This is a genomic window from Streptomyces sp. NPDC002513 (genome assembly GCF_053595355.1).
Genome location: NZ_JBSFXK010000019.1, coordinates 59,697 through 79,437, shown reverse-complemented (window position 1 = coordinate 79,437; position 19,741 = coordinate 59,697). Strand labels below are relative to the sequence as shown.

Genomic DNA, 19,741 nt, shown 5'->3' with positions numbered 1-19,741 from the left:
GGGCGGAGCCTTCGGGGACGGGCAAGCAGGGGACGGCCCCTCCCCTACGACTACGAATTCGACTACGACGCGAACAGGCGGACAGGCCAGGCGGCATGCGCCTCCGCGCCGATCTCCAACAGGGGCGCCGACGCCGCGGGCAGTGCCTCGACCCCGTCGTCGAGCACCCGCCGGGCCGCTTGGTGCGCGCGGTCGGCCACCATGTCCAGCTCGGGCGCCAGCCGCGCGAGAACGGCCGACGCGTCGAAGGGGTCCAGGCTCAACAGCCGTACGACCGCGGTCGCGGGCCCGCTCACGCTCTCGTACACGGCGCAGTACGCGGCATCCTGCGCCCCCAGCCCCGCGGCCCGGGCCGTGAGTCCCAGCACCACCGGCTGGTGCGCCCCCTTGGGGAACTCGGCTGCCAGGGCGTCCAGTTCCCCGGAGGGCCAGGTGGCCCGCGCCGCCCGCGTGAGCTGCCGTCCCAACCTGCGCGCCGCGCCCCGGAGCGCTGCCGACGGCGTACGGGCATCGGCGGCGGCGTCCAGCGTGGCCGGGTCCACACCGAGCGCGGCCGCCGCGGCGAGGGACGCCGACACCAGCCCGGCGGTGTGCAGCCGCCCCCGGCAGAAGTCCGCCAGGCTCGCGGCCCCGGTGATCCGTCCGGCGCGGACGGCCGCCTCGGCGCCGCCGGAGTGCGCGTGCCCTCCGGCGGGGAAACGGCCGTCGGCCAGGACGAGAAGCGCTGCCCTGGACATCAGAAGAGGAAGTACCGCTGGGCCATGGGAAGTTCGGTGGCCGGTACGGCCTCGACCGGTTCCCCGTCGATGTACACGGCGAAGCTGTCGGGGTCGACCCGCACCCGGGGCCGGGCGTCGTTCTCGCGCATGTCCGCCTTGGTGACACCGCGCGTCGACTCGATGGCCACGAACTTCTTCCCGAGCGAGAGCCGCTCCGGCAGCCCGTCCTCGATCGCCAGGGGTGCGACAAAGTTGACCGAGTTCGAGGCCGGAGCCCGCCCGATCGCCCCGTACATCGGGCGCGGCAGGATCGGCTGCGGGGTCGGGATGGAGGCGTTGGCGTCGCCCATCTGCGCGTACGCGATCTGGCCGCCCTTGATCACGAGGTGCGGTTTGACGCCGAAGAACGCGGGCTCCCACAGCACCAGGTCGGCGAGCTTGCCGGTCTCGACGGAGCCGATCTCGCGGGCGAGGCCCTGGGCCAGCGCCGGGTTGATCGTGTACTTGGCGACATAGCGACGCACACGGTGGTTGTCGGCTCGGTCGTCGCCCGGCAGAGCGCCGCGGCGCCGCTTCATCACATGGGCGGTCTGCCAGGTCCGCAGGATGACCTCGCCGACGCGCCCCATGGCCTGGGAGTCGGACGAGATGATGGAGATCGCGCCCAGATCGTGCAGGATGTCCTCCGCGCCGATCGTGGACGGACGGATCCGTGACTCCGCGAAGGCGAGGTCCTCGGGCACCGCCGGGTTCAGGTGGTGGCACACCATCAGCATGTCGAGGTGTTCCTCGGCGGTGTTCACGGTGAACGGCCGGGTCGGGTTGGTGGAGCTGGGCAGCACATGCGGCTCGGACACCACGGTGATGATGTCCGGCGCATGCCCGCCGCCCGCGCCCTCGGTGTGGTACGCGTGGATGCCGCGGCCCCCCACGGCGGCGAGCGTGTCGCCCACGAACCCGGCTTCGTTGAGGGTGTCCGTGTGGATCGCGACCTGGATGCCGGTACGGTCGGCGACGGTCAGCGCGGCGTCGATAACGGCGGGCGTGGAACCCCAGTCCTCGTGGAGCTTGAGGCCGAGGGCCCCGCCGCGGATCTGGGAGAGCATCGCCTCGTGCGAGACGGTGTTGCCCTTGCCGAGCAGCCCGATGTTGAGCGGATACCCCTCCATCGCCTCCAGCATCCTGGCCAGGTGCCAGGGTCCGGGGGTGACGGTGGTCGCCTTCGAGCCCTCGGCCGGTCCGGTGCCGCCGCCCACCAGGGTGGTGATCCCCGCGGCGAGCGCCTCGTCGGCGATCTGGGGGCAGATGAAGTGGACATGGGCGTCGATGGCTCCGGCGGTCATGATCCGGCCGTTGCCCGCGATGATCTCCGTCTCCGGGCCGATCACCAGGTCCGGGTGGACGCCGTCCATCGTGTCCGGGTTGCCGGCCTTGCCGAGGGCGCTGATCCGGCCGTCGCGGATGCCGACGTCCGCCTTGACGACGCCCCAGTGATCGATGACGACGACGCCGGTGATGACGGTGTCGGGGGTGCCCTCGGCACGTGTGGCGCGCGACTGGCCCATGGACTCGCGGACGACCTTGCCGCCGCCGAACACGGCCTCGTCGCCGGCGAGCCCCGGCCCGCCGGAACGGTCCTCCTCGATCTCGACGAGCAGATCGGTGTCGGCGAGCCGGATACGGTCGCCGGTGGTCGGCCCGAACAGGTCGGCGTACGCGGCGCGCGAGATCTCAGGCATCGAGAGCACCTCCGGTCTCCCCGCGCAGCCCGGGCACGACACGGGCGCCGGCGAGCGCGACGAGTTCCACCTCGACGGGAATGCCGGGCTCGAAGCGCACGGCGGTGCCGGCGGCGATGTTCAGCCGCTTGCCGCGCGCCGCCGCACGGTCGAAGTCCAGCCCCGGGTTGGCCTCGGCGAAGTGGTAGTGGGAGCCGACCTGGACGGGCCGGTCGGCGGCGTTGAGCACGGTCAGCCGGGTGACCTCACGGCCCTCGTTGCAGACGACGGGCTCCTGGGCGAACAGGATCTCTCCGGGAATCATGGCGGCCTCTCCCCGTCAGACGATCGGCTCGTGGACGGTGACCAGCTTGGTGCCGTCCGGGAAGGTGGCCTCGACCTGGACGTCGTGGATCATCTCCGGGATGCCCTCCATGACGTCGTCCCGGGTGAGCAGCTTGCGCCCGGAAGCCATGAGTTCGGCGACCGTGCGGCCGTCACGGGCGCCTTCGAGGATGTGCGACGTGATGAGGGCGACCGCCTCCGGGTGGTTCAGCCTGAGTCCCCGGGCCCGGCGCTTCTCGGCCACGTCGGCCGCCACATGGATCAGGAGCCGCTCTTGCTCGTGCGGGGTCAGTTGCACGTCCCACTCACCGTCCTCGCTCCGGACCGTGCGGGGTCCGGTTGCCGCAGCCACGGGGCAAAGTGCCTGGTGGCGTGGAGGGGCAGGCTAGTTGGACCGCGTTTCGTCCGCGTTAACCGGACGGTGACCCCGAGGCCCGCCGGCCCGTCACGGCACCTGCCCCCGCCGCTCCCGCAGCCTCCACCGCACCAGGGAACGGCGGCAGCCGCCAGTCGGGGGACGTGTCCGGGGGACGCGCCGTATACAGCGCATACGGCATATGTGGCATATGTGGCATATGTGGCACAGGGTTACCGCACGAAGGCCGGGGTCGTGGGGGGGCGTCGCGGGGGCAGGCGGGAGCGGGGCGCGGGTGCACTGGGGGACGCATGTACGTAAGAACATGTGCGCGGGAGCGCGGGCGCGAGGTGCGCCTGGGCGCGGGCTGCGAACACTCGCGGACACGGGCGCGGACATGGGCAGGGATGCGGGGCCGCCCGGTCGCCGGCCGGCCGTCAGGACGCGCCTGGCCCCCGGTGCTCCGCGGCGATCCCGAAGCGACGTCGTTCGCGCGGGGCCGAGGGGACCTCGCGGACGCTGGAGACCGAGCTGATCACCTGCTCCTCCGCGGCGTCCAGCGCGGCGAGCCGCTCCAGGTCGGCGGCGGAGACCAGGGCGGCGAGAGGCTTTCCGTGCCGCGTCACGACGACACGCTCGCCGCCGTACACCACGCGGTTGATCAGATCGGCGAGTTCAGCCCTGGCTTGCGTCACCGGAATCTCGTAGGCCATGTGGTCCAGCTTAGACCGAGGCCCTGACCCGCCCAGGGGGCGAAGACCGCTCGGACCGGGGACTGCCCCCGTTTTCGCTCTCAGCGTGCCGACTTCGCTGTCAGCGTTCCAGGCTTCCCATGAAACGTACGTCCTGTACATTTTTATAGGACCCACTCCGAGGAGGCCTGTGCCATGAACCGACCGTCCGCGCGCCATGTCCTGCCCGAGTTCACCGAGCGGACCGGTTATGGGTACCGGACCCTCGATCCCTACGCGAAGCTGCTGGAGGAGCGGATCGTGTTCCTGGGGACACCGATCGACGACACAGCGGCAAACGACGTGATGGCGCAGTTCATGTATCTCGAGTACCTGGACCCGGACCGCGACATCTCGCTGTACATCAACTCCCCCGGCGGCTCGTTCAGCGCGATGGCCGCCGTCTACGACACGATGCGGTACGTCAACTGCGACGTGGAGACGATCTGCCTCGGCCAGGCGGCGTCCGCCGCCGCCGTGCTGCTGGCCGGCGGCACGGCGGGCAAGCGGCTCGCCCTGCCCGGTGCGCGCGTGCTGATCCACCAGCCGTCCCTGCCCGAACCCGTGCAGGGGCAGGCCAGTGATCTGGTGATCCAGGCCGAGGAGTTGATGCGCGTCCGCAGGCAGCTGGAGGAGATGCTCGTACGCCATACGGGACAGAGCCCGGAGCGGATCGCCGCCGACATCGAGCGGGACACGATCCTCGACGCACCGGCCGCGGTGGCGTACGGGCTGGTCGACCGCGTCGTCCCCAGCCGCAAGGCGTCGCGTGCCGCGTCGGACGCGAGGTGAGCCGCCGATGCTGCCACCCGAACTGCCGCCGCTGCCCGCACTGACCCGGGCCGAGGCCGAGCTGATCGACTGCTACCTCGACATCGTCGACCTGCTCGGACGCATCAACCCGGGGCACTCCGGAGACACCTACCGAGGACTGCGCGCCGCCCAGGCCCTGGCGAGCAAGGCGGCGGCCCTGCGCGACGCCCTGACGGTCATGCACCAGCGCGGGGAGCACGAACTGCACGGCCCCACACTGGCCCGGGCCCTGCGCGTCCTCGACGGCGAGCGCCGCACGGCCCGGATCGCGGTGCCGCCGGGAGCGGAGTGACCCGGTCGTCCGGCGACCGGCGGGGCGGGACTGACGAGCGGTGATCCGGGCGTCGTCCGTGTGGAGTTGGCCACGGCCCGGTCGTCCCCGTGCAACGCCCGCGCCGTCGGCCCGCCTCCTGGACCCGGTCAGAAACGGACCAAATGGTGTACCCCTGGGCGGCGTAGAGCCTGCTCCGTCCGGGAGACGGGCCGACCTGGGCCAAGTGCCGGGCGCCACGGCGTCATCACCTGCTCCGCCGCAGGTCCGGGCCTCGTGATCCCCTCAACGGACCGCACACACAAGGGTGTCCAGCCAATCGGGTGACTGGTGAGTAATGCCACAAATCCTCGATTCCATTGTGATTTACCGACATCCCTGGGTGAAGATCCCTGACTGACGACAAGCCCCCGCCACCGCGGCGGGGCGGTCCGGGCGGACGCCGAATCCTGCCGCCGCCCGGATGACCGGTCGACAGAAGTGGATCGGCAGGAGTGGAGGACCCAGCAAGGTGGGCCGCCGGAGAGATCCGGGCGGTCCTTGGGGTGAAGCCGCGCACGCGGCCGGGCTACTTCGCCAGCCCGAATCCGACAGGTCATCCTTCACAGGCGGCTGACGAAGGGTTGCGCATGACTGCGCTCAATCGTGTCCCGTCGCTGCTGACCCGGGCCGGCGCCGCCTCGGCCCTCACCATCGCCGCCGTAGGCGGCAGCATCGCGGTTCCCGGCATCGCCACCGACGCGGCAGCCGCGACACCGGCGACGAAGGCACTCCAGGTCGCGGCGTCCAAGAAGGGCGCTCCCTACAAGTGGGGGGCCGCCGGACCGCGCCGCTTCGACTGCTCCGGGCTCACGCTCTACGCCTACCAGAAGGCGGGCAAGACCCTGCCCCGCACGGCCGCGGGGCAGTACAACAAGACGCACCACATCTCCGCCTCCCAGCGCAAGGCCGGCGACCTGGTGTTCTTCCACTCGGGCCGGAACGTCTACCACGTCGGCATCTACGCCGGGAAGGGAAAGATCTGGCACTCCCCGAAGACCGGGTCCGTCGTGCGGCTCGAGAAGATCTGGACCAAGAGCGTCTGGTACGGCCGGGTCAGCTGACCCGTGGGGCGGGGTGACGGCACGGGCGCGCCGTCACCCCGCGGCCGCACCCGTCCCCGTAGGGGGCGGCTACGGCCCGCGAGCCCGTGCGGGCATGAGGAGCGTCGCAGCGGTTACTCGTTCACCATGGCCGACCGATCACCCCGCGAGGCACGGGACGAGACGCCGCTGGAGCGCGCCGACCGCAACTTCGCCGAGCTGCTGCAGGAACTGCGCGTCACCCAGACCGGGGTGCAGATCCTCTTCGCGTTCCTGCTGACCCTCGCGTTCACCCAGCGCTTCCCGTCCCTCGACACGGCCCAGCGCGTCACGTACGTCACGACCCTGCTGCTGTCGATGCTGGCCGCCGCCCTGTTCACCGCGCCGGCCGCACTGCACCGGACGCTCTTCCACCAGAACGCCAAGCCCGTCATCGTGCGGATCTCCTCCCGGCTCGCCGCGACCGGGATGGTGGTGCTGGCCCTCGCCTTCACCGGCTCGGTGCTGCTGGTGGTCGACGTGTCGCTCAGCCGCACCGCGGGCATCGCCGCCGGCTCGGCGACGCTCCTGGTGTGCGCGGGCCTGTGGCGCGTCCTGCCGATGCTGGTGCTGCGCACGGTCGTCAGGTCACGAGCGGCTCGGGGAGAAGCAGAAGACCGAGAACCGCCAGAGCGCCCCCGGTGACCGCCTCCAGGAGCCACGCGGTCCGCGGCCGGCGGACCGGCCTGCCGTCCGCGCGCCTTCAGCAGGTACCTGGAATATCCTGGACGAGCCTTGAGCATCTCTTCGGGGTACGGCTGCTGGAGCCGGGCACCCCGCGCCGTATGCCCTGCCCTTGACGGACATCCGGCCTCCCGCCGATTCAGGACTCCGGCTGTCGCGCCGCCGAGACCGACCGCACCGGGACGGTCCACGGCAGTTCGATCGCGACGGTCTTGCCGCCCTCCCGGGTGGGCCGCACGGTGAGCGTCCCACCGTACTCGGCGGTCAGCCAGCGGACGATCACCATGCCGCGGCCGTTGTCCTGCTGGACGGCGGCGGGCAGCCGCTTGGGAAAGCGCGGATGGCTGTCCGTGACGCCGATGCGCAGTAGCTCCTCCCGCACCAGCGCGATGTCGACCGTGAACGTCGGTGACTGCCCGTAGGTGTGCTGCACGGCGTTGGTCGTCAGTTCGGACACGATCAGGCGGACGGTGTCGGCGACTTCGGCATCGCTCGGCAGGCCCCATTCGACGAGGACGTCCGAGACATATGTTCGGGCGGCGGAGACCGAGGCGGGATCGCTCGGCAGAGTGACGGATGCTTCCTGGTGGTCTGCCATGGCGACGTCGTCCCTTTCCCACGGGACCGGAGTCCGACACGGAGCGGTCTGGTTCGAGAACGGTCCCGGACTTGGTGCTGCGCGCCAGACTGCCATCACCAGGGCTCGCCCGGGTGCCATCCCCCGAGATATGCATATATCTGTCGCCCGAAGCGGTGAACTCTCCGACGACCGACCGTATTCAAGCGGTCCCCGGGGTCACTCTTTACCCTCACCCAGCGTCACGCCGTGCGGAGGGAGTCGGCCATGCAGTACGGACCAGCGGTGCGCCGCCGCAAACTCGGCGCCGAATTGCGCGGCCTGCGCGCCCGGGCCGGCCTCACGAGCGGCCAGGCAGCCGCCCAGGTCGGCTGGCACCAGTCGAAGGTGAGCCGGATCGAGACGGGATCCAGCGGGGTCAAGCCGGGGGACGTACGGCTGCTGCTGGACACGTACCGCGTCGAGGATCCCGAACTGCGGGAACTGCTGCTGGTGCTGGCGGGCTCGGAGGACGGAGACGGCCGGCAGAACTGGTGGCACGCCTACCGCGGGGTGCTGCCGCCGGCCTACCGCGACTTCATCAGCCTGGAGTCGCAGGCGTGCGGGATGCTCACGCTGGAGACCTCGGTGGTGCCGGGGCTGCTCCAGACCCCGGAGTACGCCCGGGCGGTCACCCAGGCCGCCGTGGGCACCCTGGGGGACGCCGCGCTGGACGCCCTGGTGGAGGTGCGGCTGGCCCGTCAGGAGGTGCTGCGCGCGAATCCGCCGCTGCGGCTGAGCGCCGTCCTGGACGAGGGCGTGCTGCGCCGGGAGATCGGTGGCCCGGCGACCATGACGCGGCAGCTCAAGCGGCTGCTGGACGAGGCCCGGCTGCCCCATGTGCGGTTGCAGGTGCTGCCGTTCACCGCCGGGGCGCACATCGGCGTCACCGGACCTTTCGTTATCTTCTCATTTCCGAGCAGATCTGATCTGGATGTGGTCGTTCTCGACCACTTGACGAGTAGCCTCTACCTCGAGCGGAAAGAAGACCTCCAGGCCTACTCCGAGGCCTTCGAGTCCCTTCGGATCCACGCCCTTTCACCCGAGGACTCGTTGGATTACATCGCCGCGTTGGCCGGCGACGCGTAAGGAGGCACCATGTCAGCACCGCCTCGGCACATCCCCGTCAGCATTTCCCTCCACGGCGCACAGTGGCGGCGCAGCAGCCGCAGCACGGGAATGAACAACTGCGTCGAGACCGCCCGTCCACACGCCGACCCCTGGCGGGGACGGGTGGCCGTGCGCGACTCCAAGAACGTGACCGGCCCGGCCCTGCTCTTCACCCCCGACGCCTGGAAGGAGTTCCTGACGGGGCTGAGCTGATCATTTCCGCCCGAATCGGGCTCTATTGGGCCAATTTCGAGTCGATTTCGGCAGCACGTCTCCCACGGAGTACTCCCCTCACGGTTCCGTATCCGCCTCTGCGTACGACAAGCGAGGCACGGCCGTCCCGCCGACTCACGGCCGCGTCTCGCCGATCACGCGCACGGCGTGCTCGATCTGCCCGTCGGTGAGATCCGCACGGGCGGTCAGCCGCAGCCGTGAGATGCCGTCGGGCACCGACGGCGGACGGAAGCAGCCGACGGCGACTCCCGCCGCCCGGCAGTCCGCGGCCCACCGCACCGCCCGTTCGGGAGAGGGTGCCCGCACGGAGACCACGGCGGCGTCCGGGCGCACCGCCTCATGGCCCTCGGCCGTGAGGCGGGCGTGCAGGGTCCTCGCCACCGTGCGGGCCCGCTCGGCACGCTCCGGCTCGCGGCGCAGCAGACGCAGCGCCGCGAGTGCCGCGCCCACCGCCGCCGGGGCGAGCCCGGTGTCGAAGATGAACGTCCGCGCCGCGTTGACCAGATGGTCGATCACCCGCGCCGGCCCTAGGACCGCCCCGCCCTGGCTGCCCAGCGACTTCGACAGCGTCACCGTGGCCACCACGTCCGGCGCGCCCGCGAGGCCGGCCGCGTGCGGAGCGCCCCGGCCGCCGACTCCGAGCAGGCCGAGGCCGTGCGCGTCGTCGACGATCAGTCCGGCGTCGAACTCCCTCGCCGCCTGCGCCAGGCCGGCCAGCGGGGCCGCGTCGCCGTCCACCGAGAACACCGTGTCGCAGACCACGACGGCGGGCCCTCGGTGGGGGCCGAGCACCTTGCGTACCGCCTGGGGGTCGGCGTGCGCGACGACCTCGGTGGTGCCGCGGGCGAGCCGGCAGCCGTCGATGAGCGAGGCGTGGTTGCCCGCGTCGGAGACGATGAGGGAGCCGTGCGGCGCGAGCGCGGTGACCGCCGCGAGGTTGGCCGCGTACCCGGAGGAGAAGACGAGCGCCGCCTCGAAGCCGCAGAATTCGGCGAGCTCGCGCTCCAGTTCGCCGTGGAGTTCCGTCGTTCCGGTGACGAGCCGGGAACCGGTCGAGCCGCCGCCCCACAGCCGGGCCGCCGCCGCGGCGCCCTCGGTGATCTCCGGATGGCGGGACAGGCCCAGGTAGTCGTTGCCGGCCAGGTCGAGGAGCGGGGAGTCGGCGGACCGGGGGCGCAGCGTGCGGACGAGTCCGGCGCGGCGGCGCGTCCGCGCCTGTTCGTCGATCCAGCCGAACGCCATGATCCCTCCGGGCATGTGGAGCCGGGCATTTGTAGGCAGTGCACAGACATTAGCGGGACGACCAGCCGCCCAGGGTGTGGCAATACCCACACCTCGAGCGGTTTCTGTTGTGCGGTCCCTCCTTGGCCCGGGACGGTCCCGTAGGACAGGATCGGCTCTCATGGACCTGCTGAACACGCTGGTGGACAAGGGGCTGCGGCGCGAGGTGCCGACCCGCGAGGAGGCCCTGGCCGTCCTCGCCACTTCCGACGACGACGTGCTCGATGTGGTGGCCGCGGCCGGCAAGGTGCGCCGGCACTGGTTCGGCCGACGGGTGAAACTCAACTATCTCGTCAACCTGAAGTCCGGCCTGTGCCCCGAGGACTGTTCCTACTGTTCCCAGCGGCTCGGTTCGAAGGCCGGCATCCTGAAGTACACGTGGCTCAAGGCGGACGAGGCCTCGCAGGCCGCGGCGGCCGGCGTCGCGGGCGGCGCCAAGCGGGTCTGCCTGGTGGCGAGCGGTCGCGGGCCCACCGACCGGGACGTGGACCGCGTCTCCGACACCATCAGGACCATCAAGCAGCAGAACGAGGGCGTCGAGGTGTGCGCCTGCCTCGGTCTGCTCTCCGACGGCCAGGCGGAGCGCCTGCGGGCGGCGGGCGCCGACGCCTACAACCACAACCTCAACACCTCCGAGGCGACCTACGGGGACATCACCACCACCCACACCTACGCCGACCGGGTGGACACGGTGCGCAAGGCGCACGCCGCCGGGCTGTCGGCCTGCTCCGGACTGATCGCGGGCATGGGCGAGAGCGACGAGGACCTGGTGGACGTCGTCTTCTCGCTGCGGGAGCTGGACCCCGACTCCGTTCCGGTGAACTTCCTGATCCCGTTCGAGGGCACTCCGCTCGCGAAGGAGTGGAACCTGACACCGCAGCGGTGTCTGCGCATCCTCGCCATGGTCCGGTTCGTGTGCCCGGACGTGGAGGTGCGCATCGCGGGCGGACGCGAGGTCCACCTCCGTTCGATGCAGCCGCTGGCCCTGCATCTGGCCAACTCCCTCTTCCTCGGGGACTATCTGACCAGCGAGGGCCAGGCGGGCAGGGCCGACCTGGAGATGATCGCCGATGCCGGGTTCGAGGTGGAGGGCACGGACCAGGTGACGCTGCCCGAGCACCGGGGGGCGGGCGGCCCCGGGGCGCGGGGGGACGCCGGGTGCGGGTCCCCTGACGGTGGCGGGTGCGGGTCCCACGACGGTGGCGGTGTCTGTGGCTCCGCTTCCGTGCCGCACCTCGGCGAGCCCCGTACGGACCTGGTCGCCGTGCGCCGCCGGGGCGCCGGAACGGATCTCGCGCCCAATGCCTGAGCTGTCCGTGGCCGAGCTGCTGGCGCTCGACCGGCAGCACGTCTGGCATCCGTACGGCCCCATGCCGGGCCGGCAGGAGCCGCTCGTCGTGGACTCGGCGAGCGGGGTGCGGCTGCGGCTGGCCGACGGCTCCGGCGAACTCGTCGACGGCATGTCGTCCTGGTGGTCGGCGATCCACGGCTACAACCACCCCGTGCTCAACGAGGCCGCGCGCGAACAGCTCGGGCGCATGAGCCATGTGATGTTCGGCGGACTCACCCACGAGCCCGCCGTCCGGCTGGCGAAGCTCCTTGTCGACATGTCGCCGGACGGTCTGGAGCATGTGTTCCTCGCCGACTCGGGCTCGGTCTCGGTCGAGGTCGCGATCAAGATGTGCCTGCAGTACTGGCGTTCGCTCGGCCGTCCCGCCAAGCAGCGGCTGCTGACCTGGCGCGGCGGCTATCACGGCGACACCTGGCACCCGATGTCCGTGTGCGACCCCGAGGGCGGCATGCACGAACTGTGGCGAGGCGTCCTGCCCCGGCAGGTGTTCGCCGAGGCGCCGCCGGCCGCCTACGAGGAGTCGTACGCCGACCTGGTGCGCGAGACGATCGGGCGCCACGCGGACGAGCTGGCCGCGGTGATCGTCGAGCCGGTGGTGCAGGGCGCGGGCGGGATGCGGTTCCACTCCCCCGCGTATCTGCGGGTGCTGCGCGAGGCGTGCGACGCGCACGATGTCCTGCTCGTGTTCGACGAGATCGCCACGGGGTTCGGGCGCACGGGCGCGCTGTTCGCCGCCGACCACGCGGCGGTGACCCCCGATGTGATGTGCGTCGGCAAGGCGCTGACCGGCGGTTACCTCACCATGGCGGCGACGCTGTGCACCCCGCGCGTGGCGGAGGGGATCTCCCGGGGCGAGGTGCCCGTGCTCGCACACGGACCCACCTTCATGGGCAATCCGCTGGCGGCGGCTGTCGCCTGCGCCTCGGTCGGCCTGCTGCTCGGCCAGGACTGGCGGACGGAGGTCGAGCGGATCGAGACGGGCCTGACGCAGGGGCTCGCTCCCGCGCGGGACCTGCCCGGAGTGCGCGACGTGCGGGTGCTGGGCGCCATCGGCGTCGTCCAGCTCGACCACGAGGTGGACATGACGGCGGCGACCCGGGCCGCGGTGCGCGAGGGGGTGTGGCTGCGGCCCTTCCGCGACCTCGTCTACACGATGCCGCCGTATGTGACGGGGGATGCGGACGTGGCACGGATCGCGCGCGCGGTGTGCGCGGCGGCACAGGAGGGCTGACATGTCGGTAGTGGTGGTCACGGGGACCGGCACGGAGGTCGGGAAGACGGTCACGACCGCGGCCGTCGCGGCGGTGGCGGTCGCGGCGGGCCGGTCCGTGGCGGTGCTCAAGCCCGCGCAGACGGGCGTGGGACCGGGTGAACACGGGGACGCCGACGAGGTGGCCCGGCTCTCGGGCGCCTGGACGGTGCGCGAACTCGCCCGCTACCCCGACCCGTTGGCGCCCGCGACGGCGGCCCGGCGGGCCGGTCTGCCACCGGTGCGGCCGCGTGAGGTGGCGGAGGCGGCCGCCAAGCTGGCCGTCGAGCACGACCTCGTGCTCGTCGAGGGGGCGGGCGGGCTGCTCGTACGGTTCGACGACGAGGGCGGCACCCTGGCCGACGCGGCCCGGCTGCTGGCGGCACCGGTGCTGGTGGTCGCGACGGCCGGCCTCGGCACGCTCAACGCCACCGAGCTGACGACGCGGGAGGTACGGCGCCGGGGGCTCGAGGTGACGGGTGTGGTCATCGGAAGCTGGCCCGAGGCGGCGGATCTCGCGTCGCGCTGCAATCTCGCGGACCTTCCGGGGGTGACACGGGCGCCGCTGCTCGGGGCGCTGCCCGCGGGGGCCGGTGGGTACGCGCCCGGGGACTTCCGCGCCAGGGCGTCCGGCTGGCTGGCGCCGGTGCTCGGCGGGACGTGGGACCCGGAGGCGTTCACCTCGTCGCACGCTCCCTGACCGGATCAGCGCCGCCGCGAAGACCCGCGCCGGTCCGGGCCCGGCACGCCGCGGGTTCGGACGGGGCCCCTGCCGGCGGACGCCGACGCCGGAGAAGGGGCCGCGGCCGCCTCCGTCGTACTGCGTGCCGGGCACCGCCTGGCAGCCCGGGCGCGGGCAGGAGTCACAGGCTCCACTGCCGCAGCTCTTGGGCGATGTCGTCCACCGAGGCCGCACCGCTCTTGACCAACCGGGCCAGGTCGCGCACCTGCTCCGCCGAGGTGACGACCTTGACGCCGCTGGCGACGAGGTAGGCGTAGGCGACCGCGGAGGCGAACAGCGCGTTGGAGCGCTCCAGCGCCGGTACGTGCAGCAGGAGTTGGAGCAGGGCGGCGGCGCGGGCGTGCGGGGTGTCGTAGACCGGGACGCCGAATATCTCCGCCTCGTGCCGGCTGACCGCGGCGACCAGCGCTCCCCAGTCGGTGACCTGGGGATCCCCGGGTGTCTTCTGTTCGGCGACCATCAGCAGCCAGGCGAGGTCGATTCTGAGGTGGCTCAACGGCTCAGTGACGACCTTCGCTCCGGCCCTGCCGGGTGCCCCCGGCCCGGTCCTCGGGGGCGGACCCGAACTCCTCGGCGAAGACGGACTCGTACTGCTTCATGAAGTCGGCGGCGGCCTCGACGAAGGTGTGGCCGACCTCGCCCGTGTCCTGCCGGACCAGTTCCTCGATGTAGCGATTGACACTCATACCGCGCTCCAGGGCACGCTCGCGGGCGGCGCGGGCGGTGTCCTCGTCCACCCGCACATTCAGCTGGGTCTTCGCCATGCTTCGACGCTAGCGCCACGGTGCTAGCGTCCGCAAGGGCGCGCGAACCGACGCGGTGCGGAGCGGGCGCCCCCTCGCCGCGGTGCGGGCGAAACCTGCCTGCCGGTGTCCCGGGCAGAACCTGCCGGTGTCCCGGCCACGACCTGCGGGCCGGCTCGGTCACGGCCCGCGCGAGAGGCGGGCCTGGACTCAGGGGATACCGGGTGTGCCGCGCATCACATTACGCTCGTCCGGGACAGGACGGGCGAAGGAGCCGGAACGTCCACGACCGAGGAGGCGGCCTTGTCCACTGCTGCTGCGGAGCACTCCCCGGGCCGCGCGGAGGCGGACGGCATCGCCGCCCGCGCCCGGGGGCTGACGAAGGCGTACGGCTCGGGCGAGACGACGGTGCTCGCCCTCGACGCGGTCGACGTGGACATCGCACGCGGCCGTTTCACCGCGGTCATGGGCCCCTCAGGCTCCGGGAAGTCGACCCTCATGCACTGTCTGGCGGGACTCGACACCGTATCGGCCGGGCAGGTGTGGCTCGGCGACACCGAGATCACGGGGTTGAAGGACCGCGAGCTGACCAGGCTGCGCCGGGACCGGATCGGCTTCATGTTCCAGTCGTTCAATCTGGTCCCCACGCTGGACGCGGCCGAGAACATCACCCTGCCCATGGACATCGCGGGCCGGCAGCCCGACCGGAAGTGGCTGGACCAGGTGATCGACACCCTCGGGCTGCGCGACCGGCTGACACACCGGCCGTCGCAGCTCTCCGGCGGGCAGCAGCAGCGCGTCGCGTGCGCCCGCGCGCTCGCCTCCCGACCCGAGCTGATCTTCGCGGACGAGCCGACGGGCAACCTCGACTCCCGGGCAGGGCTGGAAGTGCTGGGCTTTCTGCGCGAGGCGGTCGACGAGCTGGGGCAGACCGTCGTCATGGTCACCCACGATCCGGGCGCGGCGGCCCACTCCGACCTGGTGCTGTTCCTGGCCGACGGGCGGATCGTGGACGAGATGGAGCGGCCCACGGCACAGGCGGTACTGGAACGCATGCGCCACTTCGCCGGGGGCCACCACCAGAAGCCCGCCCCCGGCCAGGTCCGGGCGGGCGTGGACGACGCGGCCCGCCGCGAGGACTGAGGCGACCGTGCTGAAGGCGACGCTGCGCAGTTTCCTGGCACACAAGGGACGGCTCGCGCTCTCGGCCCTGGCCGTCGTGCTGTCCGTGGCGTTCGTCGCGGGCAGCCTGATCTTCTCGGACACGGTCACCCGCACCTTCGACCGGTTGTTCGCCTCCACGGCGGCCGATGTGACCGTGAGCCCCAAGGAGGACCTGACCTCGCCGCTCCCGAGCGGGGTGACCGCGACCCTGCCCGCCGCGCTGGCCGAGCGGATCGCCCGGGTCGACGGGGTGCGGGCGGCACATGTGGACGTCGTCGTCCGGAACATCACGGTCGTCGACCACCGAAACGAACCCGTGGGCCCGACCACCGGCGCGCCCACCCTCGCGAAGAACTGGTACGTCACCGACCGCAGCCCGGTGAGGCTGGCGTCGGGGCACGCCCCGCGGGGCCCCGGTGAGGCGCTGCTCGACGCGGACACGGCCCGGCACAAGCAGGTGCGGATCGGCGACCGCTTGAGGGTGCTCGCGCAGCCCGGCTCGTTCACCGTGCGGGTGGTCGGGATCGCCACCTTCACGACCACCAACCCGGGCGCCGCCCTGGTCTTCCTGGACACCCCGACCGCCCAGACCCGGCTGCTCGGCCGGCCCGGCACGGCCACCGCCATCTCGGTCGACGCGGCCCCGGGCCTGTCCGACGCGCGGCTCAAGCAGCGGATCGCCGCGGTACTCCACGGCCCGTCCGGCGGCTCCGCGTCCTACGACCTGAAGACCGCGGGTGAGCAGGCCAGGTCCAGCACCGACGAGCTCGGCGCGTTCCTCGACGTGATCAAGTACGTGATGCTGGGGTTCGCCGGCATCGCCGTACTCGTCGGCGTGTTCCTCATCGTCAACACGTTCTCGATGCTCATCGCCCAGCGCACCCGCGAACTCGGCCTGCTGCGCGCCCTGGGCGCCGACCGGCGGCAGGTGCGCCGGTCCGTGCTGACGGAGGCCCTGCTGCTCGGCCTGGTCTCCGCGACGCTGGGACTGGCCGCCGGGATCGGACTGGCGGCCGGACTGATCCGGCTGATGAGCGCGTTCGGCATGAACCTGAAGTCCACCGAGATGGTGATCGGCTGGGGAACCCCCGTCGCCGCGTATGTCGTGGGGGTCGGCGTCACCTTCGTCGCCGCGTACCTCCCGGCCCGGCGCGCGGCCGCCGTCTCCCCCATGGCCGCCCTCGCGGACGCCGAGGTCGCCGGCGTGGGCCGGCCCCTGACGATCCGCGCGGTGGCGGGTGCGATCGTCGGGGCGCTCGGCGTGGCCGCGCTGGCGGGCTGCGTACGGGCGACGCAGACCGCGCCGGCCGCCTCACTGCTCGGGGTCGGTGTGGTCCTCACGCTCGTCGCCACGGTGATCGCGGGCCCTCTGCTGGTGCGTCCCGTGATCCGGGTGCTGGGTGCCGCCTTCCCCGCCCTGTTCGGCGCCGTCGGGCGGATGAGCCAGCGCAACGCCCTGCGCAACCCGCGCCGCACCGGTGCCACCGCCTCCGCCCTGATGGTCGGGATCGCCCTGGTCGTCGGGATGTCGGTGGCGAGCACCTCCATGTCCAGGTCGTTCGACCAGCAGATCGACAAGACGCTGGGCGCCGACTTCGTGGTGCAGAACAGCAACTTCCAGCCCTTCTCGAACGAGATCACCGACCGGGTCAGGGCGACGGACGGCGCGGGGCTCGTCGTGCGCCAGCGGTTCGCGCCCGTCGCCCTGCGGCTGCCGGACGGCAGGCACGTCGAGACGACCGCCGGGGGCTATGACCCCCGGCTCGACGCCGTGGCGCACATCAACTACGTCCGAGGGGACACGGCCACCGCGCTCGCGCCCGGCGCCCTCGCCATGGACGCGACGTTCGCGAAGGACCACGGCGTCCACGTCGGCAGCACGCTTCCCGTCCGGTTCCCGGACGGACGCGGCACGGGCCTCAGGGTCGGCGCGCTCACCGACCAGGGCACCTCGGACGGGTTCGGCACCGAGGGCGGACTGTTCCTCGGGCTGTCCACGCTCCAGAAGTACGTGCCGGGTGCACAGGACTCCGCGCTGTATGTGAACGCCGAGCCGGGCACGTCCAAGGACCGGCTCCGCGCCCGTCTGGAGCAGACGCTCGCCCCGTACCCCCAGGTGCAGGTCCGGGACCAGGCCGACTACAAGAAGCTGGTGCACGACCAGATCGCGGTGCTGCTCTATCTGGTCTACGCGCTGCTCGGCCTGGCGATCGTCATCGCGGTGCTCGGGGTGGTCAACACCCTGGCCCTGTCGGTCGTCGAGCGCACCCGGGAGATCGGCCTGCTGCGTGCGATCGGGCTCGCCCGGCGGCAGCTGCGCCGGATGATCCGGCTGGAGTCCGTGGTGATCGCCGTGTTCGGGGCCGTCCTCGGGCTGGCCCTGGGGCTGGTGTGGGGTCTGTGCCTCCATCGGGTGCTGGCGTTGCAGGGGATGAAGGCGCTGGCGATCCCGTGGGGCACCATCGTGGCCGTGGTGGTGGGCTCGGCGGTGGTGGGCGTGGTGGCCGCGCTGCTGCCCGCGCTGCGTGCCTCGCGCATGAACGTGCTGGCGGCGATCGCGCACGAGTGAGAGCGTCCCCGGTGACGCCGCCCGGCGACGGAAGGAGTTCCCCGCCGGTGTCCCGCGCGAGAGCGGCTCGCGGTGCCGAGGACCTCCCCCTCGACCAGGCGCCGGGCCTCGACGGCGATGTCGACGCCGGGCGGCACGAACTCAGCGACGGTCTCCTGCGTGCGGCGCCCGTGCGAGACCGCCAGGATCCGCTCCGCGTCCAGCCCGTGCCGGTCGGCGAACGAACGCCACGTACGCTCGATGACCGCCGTCGAGTCGACGAGCGTTCCGTCCATGTCGAACAGCAGCGCAGCGGCGGCGAGGGGGGTCGGCACACGGCTCTCCGGCATCTTCCCGTCTCTACTCGCTCCGCGTGATGATCTTCCGGTAGTCCTCGGCGAGGCGTTGCATCGAGTAGCGCTCCAGCGCCGCGGTCCGGGCTCGCTCGCCGAGTTCGCGACGCAGCGTCGGATCGTCGAGCAGCCTGCGCAGCGCGGCGCGTACAGCGGTGTGGTCGGTCGGATCGACGAGCAGCCCATCGTGACCGTCCGTGATCTGCAGACACAGACCACCGACCTTCGACGCGACGACCGCTCGGCTCTTGGCCATGGCCTCCGTCACGGTGAGCCCGAAGCCCTCCTGCAGGCTCTTCTGCAGAACCACGTCCGCCCGGCGCTGCAGGGCGTTCACCACGAGGGCGTTGCGTTCGGGCCGCTCGAGCGAGATGTTCACCAGGTGCACGCGTGCACGGTCCGTGTCCGACAGCCCGGTGAGCACCTCGTGCACCTCCGCGAGGACGGCGGCGCCCTCCGGATCATCGGTGACCTCCGTGGGGTCGGTTCCCGCCAGCACGAGGTGCACGTCCTCGGGCAGGCCGACGACGCAGCGCACCACACCGGGCATGTCCTTCAGCCGGTCCCACCGCGACACCTGCAGCACGACACGTGCGTCGTCCGGCAACGGCTGTTCCTGCACGACCGTCACACCGGACGAGGAACGATCGGTGGTGAGGCCGATGCCCGCCAGCGTCTCAGCCACCTCGTCGTGCCCGAGTTCCCGGTTCTTCGCCGCCGCCAGGTCGATCGCCGGCGGGATCACGGCCAGCTTGCGCGGGTTCGGAGGAGCGAACGCGGGCAGGGTGGTGACCACCGTGTCCACGGCGGCGAGTTCGGCCTCGAACGCCCGCCACACCGCGCCGGGTCCCCGTTCCGGCGCGATGTCGGCACCGATGTGGCAGTGCCAGATCACCCGCGCGCCCGTGGCTCTGACGGCCGGCGCCAGACCGAGGGTCTGCGGGTCGTGCAGGACGACGACGTCCCCCGCCGTGACGCGTCGGGTGAACCAGTCGGTCTGCTGGGCGAGCGTGCTCCGGTAGATGTGCAGGAGCGCCGGATCGTCGAGCCGGCCGGGATCGCCTTGCCCGTGCAGCAGATGGTGCAGGTACTTGGTCATCGCGTAGAACTCGGCGGTCCCGTCGATCACGGCCCACCCGGCACGCTGGTGGCGTACCAGTCCGCCCAGCAGTTCGGAGACTCCTCCGCCGGTGGCCGTGGAGTTCACGTGCACGACGAGCGGCTCGTCGCTTTCGGGTTCGACCTGCCAGACAGGGGTCAGCATTCCAGGGCCTTCCGGATGCGGGGACGGTAGGCGCCGCGTACAGCGGTCCGGTGGCATCGGCAGCCGACGACGGCCGCCGCCCCCGCCGTCATGCCGTTCCGTGGCCCCCGGCTGGCTCGTGCCTGCCCTGCCGGTCCGCTTCCGCGTAATCGCATGTCCTGTATGCGCATGACAAAAGAGCATCCACAGAAAGAATGATCAGCGCAAGACTGCGATGGAGAGTTGCAAAAAAACGACCTTACCCTCGATTCGTCAGACGGAACGACGAACGTGTCGTCCGCGCCGGCGGGGAGTGCGGCCGGCTGGGAAAACGCTTGGACTCCGCGCGC

General features: G+C 71.9%; 21 protein-coding genes and 1 riboswitch. Of the genes, 11 read left to right on the top strand and 10 right to left on the bottom strand.

The window, feature by feature from the left end; all coding sequences use genetic code 11:
* Window positions 1-62: 62 nt before the first annotated feature.
* From ACWD5Q_RS15670 to ACWD5Q_RS15650, 5 genes are all read right to left on the bottom strand, one after another.
* Entirely contained in the window at window positions 63-737 is a 675-nt protein-coding gene (locus ACWD5Q_RS15670) for an urease accessory protein UreF (RefSeq protein WP_451427532.1), read from the bottom strand.
* On the bottom strand, window positions 737-2,458 hold the full coding sequence (locus ACWD5Q_RS15665; protein ID WP_451427531.1) for an urease subunit alpha: 1,722 nt from the start codon (window positions 2,456-2,458) through the stop codon (window positions 737-739). Before ACWD5Q_RS15665 ends, ACWD5Q_RS15670 begins: the two co-directional genes overlap by 1 nt.
* Window positions 2,451-2,762 carry an urease subunit beta gene (locus ACWD5Q_RS15660; protein WP_451427530.1) on the bottom strand — a complete coding sequence of 104 codons (312 nt, stop codon included), beginning with the start codon at window positions 2,760-2,762 and terminating at the stop codon, window positions 2,451-2,453. The genes ACWD5Q_RS15665 and ACWD5Q_RS15660 overlap by 8 nt, the downstream gene beginning before the upstream one ends.
* A 15-nt stretch (window positions 2,763-2,777) precedes the next feature.
* Complete coding sequence (locus ACWD5Q_RS15655; RefSeq protein WP_279539606.1) at window positions 2,778-3,080, bottom strand: urease subunit gamma; 303 nt, start codon at window positions 3,078-3,080, stop codon at window positions 2,778-2,780.
* A gap of 494 nt (window positions 3,081-3,574) precedes the next feature.
* Entirely contained in the window at window positions 3,575-3,850 is a 276-nt protein-coding gene (locus ACWD5Q_RS15650; protein ID WP_451427529.1) for a type II toxin-antitoxin system Phd/YefM family antitoxin, read from the bottom strand.
* A gap of 174 nt (window positions 3,851-4,024) precedes the next feature.
* Between ACWD5Q_RS15650 and ACWD5Q_RS15645 the strand changes: the two genes are divergently transcribed.
* The 4 genes from ACWD5Q_RS15645 (at window position 4,025) to ACWD5Q_RS15630 (ending at window position 6,718) form a co-directional block, all read left to right on the top strand.
* Entirely contained in the window at window positions 4,025-4,660 is a 636-nt protein-coding gene (locus tag ACWD5Q_RS15645) for an ATP-dependent Clp protease proteolytic subunit (RefSeq protein ID WP_451427528.1), read from the top strand.
* A gap of 7 nt (window positions 4,661-4,667) precedes the next feature.
* Complete coding sequence (locus ACWD5Q_RS15640; protein ID WP_451427527.1) at window positions 4,668-4,973, top strand: hypothetical protein; 306 nt, start codon at window positions 4,668-4,670, stop codon at window positions 4,971-4,973.
* Between the two features lie 419 nt (window positions 4,974-5,392).
* Window positions 5,393-5,577, top strand: a riboswitch (cyclic di-AMP (ydaO/yuaA leader).
* 4 nt (window positions 5,578-5,581) lie between these two features.
* Window positions 5,582-6,055, top strand: coding sequence for a C40 family peptidase (locus ACWD5Q_RS15635; RefSeq protein ID WP_451427526.1), 474 nt, complete (start codon window positions 5,582-5,584; stop codon window positions 6,053-6,055).
* A 126-nt stretch (window positions 6,056-6,181) separates the two neighbouring features.
* On the top strand, window positions 6,182-6,718 hold the full coding sequence (locus ACWD5Q_RS15630) for a DUF6328 family protein (protein ID WP_451427525.1): 537 nt from the start codon (window positions 6,182-6,184) through the stop codon (window positions 6,716-6,718).
* 178 nt (window positions 6,719-6,896) lie between these two features.
* On the opposite strand, the gene ACWD5Q_RS15625 is transcribed toward ACWD5Q_RS15630, so the two are convergent.
* On the bottom strand, window positions 6,897-7,355 hold the full coding sequence (locus ACWD5Q_RS15625) for an ATP-binding protein (RefSeq protein ID WP_451427524.1): 459 nt from the start codon (window positions 7,353-7,355) through the stop codon (window positions 6,897-6,899).
* Between the two features lie 246 nt (window positions 7,356-7,601).
* Between ACWD5Q_RS15625 and ACWD5Q_RS15620 the strand changes: the two genes are divergently transcribed.
* Entirely contained in the window at window positions 7,602-8,462 is an 861-nt protein-coding gene (locus ACWD5Q_RS15620; RefSeq protein ID WP_451427523.1) for a helix-turn-helix domain-containing protein, read from the top strand.
* Between the two features lie 9 nt (window positions 8,463-8,471).
* On the top strand, window positions 8,472-8,696 hold the full coding sequence (locus ACWD5Q_RS15615) for a DUF397 domain-containing protein (RefSeq protein WP_451427522.1): 225 nt from the start codon (window positions 8,472-8,474) through the stop codon (window positions 8,694-8,696).
* A 135-nt stretch (window positions 8,697-8,831) separates the two neighbouring features.
* On the opposite strand, the gene ACWD5Q_RS15610 is transcribed toward ACWD5Q_RS15615, so the two are convergent.
* Window positions 8,832-9,959 (bottom strand): 8-amino-7-oxononanoate synthase, encoded by a 1,128-nt coding sequence (locus ACWD5Q_RS15610; RefSeq protein WP_451427569.1) that lies wholly within the window; start codon window positions 9,957-9,959, stop codon window positions 8,832-8,834.
* 160 nt (window positions 9,960-10,119) lie between these two features.
* Between ACWD5Q_RS15610 and bioB the strand changes: the two genes are divergently transcribed.
* The 3 genes from bioB to bioD are packed head-to-tail and all read left to right on the top strand — an operon-like array spanning window position 10,120 to window position 13,298.
* Window positions 10,120-11,307: a biotin synthase BioB gene (bioB, locus tag ACWD5Q_RS15605; protein WP_451427521.1), complete on the top strand. Its 1,188-nt coding sequence runs from the start codon at window positions 10,120-10,122 to the stop codon at window positions 11,305-11,307.
* Window positions 11,300-12,580 carry an adenosylmethionine--8-amino-7-oxononanoate transaminase gene (locus ACWD5Q_RS15600; RefSeq protein WP_451427520.1) on the top strand — a complete coding sequence of 427 codons (1,281 nt, stop codon included), beginning with the start codon at window positions 11,300-11,302 and terminating at the stop codon, window positions 12,578-12,580. Before bioB ends, ACWD5Q_RS15600 begins: the two co-directional genes overlap by 8 nt.
* Before the next feature lies 1 nt (window position 12,581).
* Complete coding sequence (gene bioD, locus ACWD5Q_RS15595) at window positions 12,582-13,298, top strand: dethiobiotin synthase (protein ID WP_451427519.1); 717 nt, start codon at window positions 12,582-12,584, stop codon at window positions 13,296-13,298.
* Between the two features lie 163 nt (window positions 13,299-13,461).
* Here the strand turns inward: bioD and ACWD5Q_RS15590 are convergent, their stop codons facing one another.
* Entirely contained in the window at window positions 13,462-13,836 is a 375-nt protein-coding gene (locus ACWD5Q_RS15590; protein ID WP_451427518.1) for a fic family toxin-antitoxin system, toxin component, read from the bottom strand.
* 4 nt (window positions 13,837-13,840) lie between these two features.
* Window positions 13,841-14,104: an antitoxin gene (locus ACWD5Q_RS15585; RefSeq protein ID WP_451427517.1), complete on the bottom strand. Its 264-nt coding sequence runs from the start codon at window positions 14,102-14,104 to the stop codon at window positions 13,841-13,843.
* A 282-nt stretch (window positions 14,105-14,386) separates the two neighbouring features.
* Between ACWD5Q_RS15585 and ACWD5Q_RS15580 the strand changes: the two genes are divergently transcribed.
* Window positions 14,387-15,226: an ABC transporter ATP-binding protein gene (locus ACWD5Q_RS15580; protein ID WP_451427516.1), complete on the top strand. Its 840-nt coding sequence runs from the start codon at window positions 14,387-14,389 to the stop codon at window positions 15,224-15,226.
* A gap of 7 nt (window positions 15,227-15,233) precedes the next feature.
* A complete protein-coding gene (locus tag ACWD5Q_RS15575; protein WP_451427515.1) occupies window positions 15,234-17,816 on the top strand; it encodes an ABC transporter permease in 2,583 nt (860 codons plus the stop codon).
* 339 nt (window positions 17,817-18,155) lie between these two features.
* Here the strand turns inward: ACWD5Q_RS15575 and ACWD5Q_RS15570 are convergent, their stop codons facing one another.
* A complete protein-coding gene (locus ACWD5Q_RS15570) occupies window positions 18,156-19,412 on the bottom strand; it encodes a glycosyltransferase (protein ID WP_451427514.1) in 1,257 nt (418 codons plus the stop codon).
* Window positions 19,413-19,741 lie beyond the last annotated feature (329 nt).